This is a genomic window from Pacificibacter sp., from assembly GCF_039769035.1.
Classification (GTDB): Bacteria; Pseudomonadota; Alphaproteobacteria; order Rhodobacterales; family Rhodobacteraceae; genus Celeribacter.
This window is the reverse complement of the sequence record NZ_JBDMZG010000089.1, coordinates 1-3,831: the sequence shown is the minus strand read 5'-3', so window position 1 is coordinate 3,831 and position 3,831 is coordinate 1. Positions and strand designations below refer to the sequence as shown.

Genomic DNA, 3,831 nt, shown 5'->3' with positions numbered 1-3,831 from the left:
GGTGTTTTGGTCCGCTGTGTTCTGAGTTCGGTTTCGGGCCGTTCTTTCGGTTGGGGGGACGAGTGCGGCCAACTTCGGCGCCAATTCGACCTCGCTGAAGATGAAGTCTGTCGTTCCGTTGGCGTACGGTTTTCGCAGGGTGAGGACGAGCAGCCCGTCTGGGCGTCGATGCAGTCGCGTCCGGGCCAGCGGTGGCCGGAGCACGTAACGGCACAGCGATCTACACGGCTGATGGCGACACAGCACGTGACTTCGCATCTCGCGTCAACGTGGGCATGGTGGGCATCAACTTCCCAGTGCCTGTGCCATTGTCCTACTTTAGCTTCGGCGGCTGGAAAAAATCTGCATTCGGCGATTTGAACCAATACGGTCCAGATGCGTTCAAGTTCTACACCAAAACCAAAACCGTCACAGCACGCTGGTTCTCCGGCATCAAAGACGGCGCAGCGATGGCGTTCAAAGAACTCGACTAATCCGTCGATCAAAGCACAGTGATTTGGGCGATCTTTCCACGCGAAAGGTCGCCCTTTTTCTATCTTATGCCACGCTTGGTGACCTTGTCACAGACGCCGCCCTTCCCCCGTGCGATACTCAATCGAACATTAGGGGAGTACACCATGTTTTCTAAAAATGTCGGCAAGATTGACCGTTTGATCCGCATCGTTGTTGGGATCGCACTTTTGGCAGGGTTCGTGTTGAACGCAGACGCCAGCTATCGTTGGCTTTACCTGATCGGTATCGTGCCACTTGCCACGGCGCTGATCAACTTTTGTCCACTGTATTCCATTTTTGGCCTCAACACCTGCAAGGTCAAAAATTAGAATTTGAAACAGGGACTTATCCTGTTTCGGACAAAGCCTGCAATGCCGTCATATCGGTAAGAGTGACGGCACCCCGCGCGGTGGCAACCCACCCACGGCGCTGAAATTCTTGTAACTGACGCGAAATGACTTCGCGTGCAGTTCCAAGTTCTGCGGCAAGTTGAGCGTGGGTCGCAGACAGCTTAAGGTCCGGCCCCGCCAATTCCACAAGTTTATGCGCAAGGCGAATATCGATCTTTTGAAACGCGATTTCTTCGATCACATGAAACAGCTCTGTGATCCGCCGCGAATAGGCTGAAAACACGAAATTTCGAAAGGCTTTCGACCCTGCTACCAGATCGTCAAACACAACGCGCGGGATCGCCACGGCTTTGACTTCTGTCTCGGCAATGCCTTCGGCGGCGTAGTCCTCATAAGCCAACAGGCACGCCGTGGTCAGCACACAGCTTTCCCCCGCATGCACGCGGTACAGCACGATTTCGCGCCCACCTTCGGTGACTTGCTGCACGCGCACGACTCCATCCAGCAACAGCAATAGGTTCTCGGGCGATTTGCCTGGACCAAACAGCGTTGTATTGCGTGGCAGTGTTACGATTTGCGATTTTGACACCAAGGTGTCGCGCAATCTGGTTTCAAGCTTCGACAGCCCTGCAAATCGATCTATCCACTCCATGCCTACCTGTGCTCCAACGTGACTTGCATCCTATCCAAGCCTTAGAACGAAACCGCCTCAGTCGCAATGTCAGCCAGCAAGTCTTCGACCATTTGCATGGCGCCTTCGGGGTAATCACGGTGTCCAATGGTCACTTTGCCACCTTGGTCGGCCACAAAGATAGAATACGGGCAGTGCACGATGTTCATAGGGTCCGCTTCCATCACTTTGCGTGACACGACAGCTGAGCAAAATAGAAACACATCAGCATGGTCGAACAAGACAATGTCGGACCCAACATCTTTGCGCGTGCGCTCTAGCATGTCGCCTGTGTGTGAACGATAATCAATCACCAAACCCTTGGAAACAATCGCGTCTTCCACTGAAAATACGGCATCATCAAAACTGCCGTCATAGTCATACAGAATTGCGTCTCCAGCCAGTGCGGGCCCCGCAAAACCAAAGAGCAGTCCAAGTGCTAAAATATTGAGTCTCATAGCAAACCTCCCTTTCGTATCAACTATAGCATACACGATCCCAAAGGGCGAAAAAGGCGGCATGTCGCCGCCTTTTCATCTGATGATGACATCGCCCTACTGCGACACAGATTTCAAATACTCAATCATCGCCGTGATATCGCTGTCCTTTTTCAAACCAGCAAAACTCATCTTGGTTTTCTTGAAGACGGCTTTGGGCTTGGCCAAGAATTCAGCCAGCAGGGCCTCGTCCCAGATACGCCCTTCAGCATTCGCGGCCAACAGGTCTTTGGAGTATTTGAACCCATCAATATGGCCCACGGTCGCGCCAACAACGCCGTTCAAGACCGGTCCAACCCTGTTTTTCGCGCCCTCGCCCACTTGGTGACAGGCTTTACATTTCTTAAAAACCTTTTCTCCTTTGGCCGCCAAATCGGCATCAAACGCAGCCGCAACAACCACAGGTTCGGGTGTTGCCGGTTCAGCCACAGGTTCCTCCTTGGCGACAACAACCTCTGCGGCTGCTTGTGATACAGTCGCAGCAGCAGCCGTTTCCTCAGGCGTAACATCCAATACCAAAGCCCGCATCGTCACTTCGACAGTGTCCTTACAATCGGTGTAGCATGCAGCGTCTGAGGTGAACTGCGCATACTCCGTTGCAGGGCGATCATCGACGATAAACCCATCGGCATTTGGCATTTCAACATCCAAGAAATTTTCGTTCGACAAAACGAAATCATCATCAACCAAATCATTGGAATACAATATATACGCTGTCATCGCGTAAACGTCGTCGTCCGTTAAGGTTTGCGCTGATCCAAAGGGCATAGACCGGCGGATATAATCGAACGTGGTCGACAGGTACGGCCAATACGATCCAACGGTTTTCAATGGATCTTCGTGATCGAGCGTGTCCATGCCACCCGCCAATTTTGGCCAGTTATCAACACCTTCGGCGAATTCCCCGTGGCAACTGGCGCAATTTTCCGAGAACACCTCTTCACCAACTTCCACCGAACCAGACCCGACAGGAAGCCCCGTCCCATCTGGTGCAACATCAAGATCCCAAGCTGCAATTTCTTCGGGCATAGCGATGCGGCCCAGCCCCAAAGTGTCAGCCGAAACAGGCGCGCCGAAGGCAACGACGCAGGCCACGGACGCCAATGCAGTTTTAAGATACTTCGACATTTTCAGCCTCCCCAGTTTCCTTGACCCACCACGTCTGAATACAATTGTTGTGATAGACCGAATTCAACCCGCGCACGTCGCGCAGTTGCGTTTTGGTAGGCTGCACATAGCCCGTGTCATCATGGCACCGGCTTTGAACAAACATCTCAGAGCCATCCCAATCGATGTCCAAATAGAACCGCGTCAGCGCCATTGGTTGACCGGGTGCTGCCAAACGCGCCTTTTGCCATGTCTTGCCACCATCAATCGTGACATCGACACCCGTGATGGACCCGCGTCCTGACCAAGCAAGGCCTGTAATGACCAAAGGCCCTTTGCCGTGAGTGATCGGCGATTGCGGGCTGGGCGAGGTGACGACAGATTTCGCATCCATCACCCATGTCCATTTGCGCGCTGTGCCGTCTTCCAACGTGTCGGTGTATTTCGAAGTTTCTTCACGCGATTCAATCGCTTGGTCCGTGATCTCAATACGGCGAAGCCATTTGACCCACATATTGCCTTCCCACCCAGGCACAACCAAACGCACGGGATAGCCGTGCTCTTTGCGCAGGGCTTCACCGTTGGCTTTGAAGGCAATCATCACGTCATCCAGCGCTTTTTCAAGCGGAATAGAGCGTCCGTTTGAGGATGCATCTGCGCCCTCAACATAGACCCATTTGTCTTTGAAATCGCCAGCTGCATCCAGTCCAGCTTC

General features: G+C 53.1%; 5 protein-coding genes and 1 pseudogene. 2 read left to right on the top strand and 4 right to left on the bottom strand.

Features of this window, described 5'->3' with window-relative positions; all coding sequences use genetic code 11:
- Positions 1 to 206 precede the first annotated feature (206 nt).
- Both ABF287_RS08440 and ABF287_RS08435 read left to right on the top strand, forming a co-directional pair.
- Positions 207 to 473 (top strand): annotated as a pseudogene (locus ABF287_RS08440) (aldehyde dehydrogenase family protein); the annotation flags it as partial.
- 144 nt (positions 474 to 617) lie between these two features.
- Positions 618 to 821, top strand: a complete 204-nt coding sequence (locus ABF287_RS08435; protein WP_347184570.1) for a DUF2892 domain-containing protein — start codon at positions 618 to 620, stop codon at positions 819 to 821.
- 16 nt (positions 822 to 837) lie between these two features.
- Here ABF287_RS08435 and ABF287_RS08430 read toward each other — a convergent pair whose 3' ends face one another.
- From ABF287_RS08430 to ABF287_RS08415, 4 genes are all read right to left on the bottom strand, one after another.
- A complete protein-coding gene (locus ABF287_RS08430) occupies positions 838 to 1,494 on the bottom strand; it encodes a Crp/Fnr family transcriptional regulator (protein WP_347184569.1) in 657 nt (218 codons plus the stop codon).
- A gap of 41 nt (positions 1,495 to 1,535) precedes the next feature.
- Positions 1,536 to 1,970, bottom strand: coding sequence for a DUF302 domain-containing protein (locus ABF287_RS08425; protein WP_347184568.1), 435 nt, complete (start codon positions 1,968 to 1,970; stop codon positions 1,536 to 1,538).
- 96 nt (positions 1,971 to 2,066) lie between these two features.
- Positions 2,067 to 3,137 carry a c-type cytochrome gene (locus ABF287_RS08420; RefSeq protein ID WP_347184567.1) on the bottom strand — a complete coding sequence of 357 codons (1,071 nt, stop codon included), beginning with the start codon at positions 3,135 to 3,137 and terminating at the stop codon, positions 2,067 to 2,069.
- A partial coding sequence (locus tag ABF287_RS08415) for a molybdopterin-dependent oxidoreductase (RefSeq protein ID WP_347184566.1) occupies positions 3,121 to 3,831 on the bottom strand: 711 nt, incomplete at its 5' end. The genes ABF287_RS08415 and ABF287_RS08420, both read right to left, overlap by 17 nt.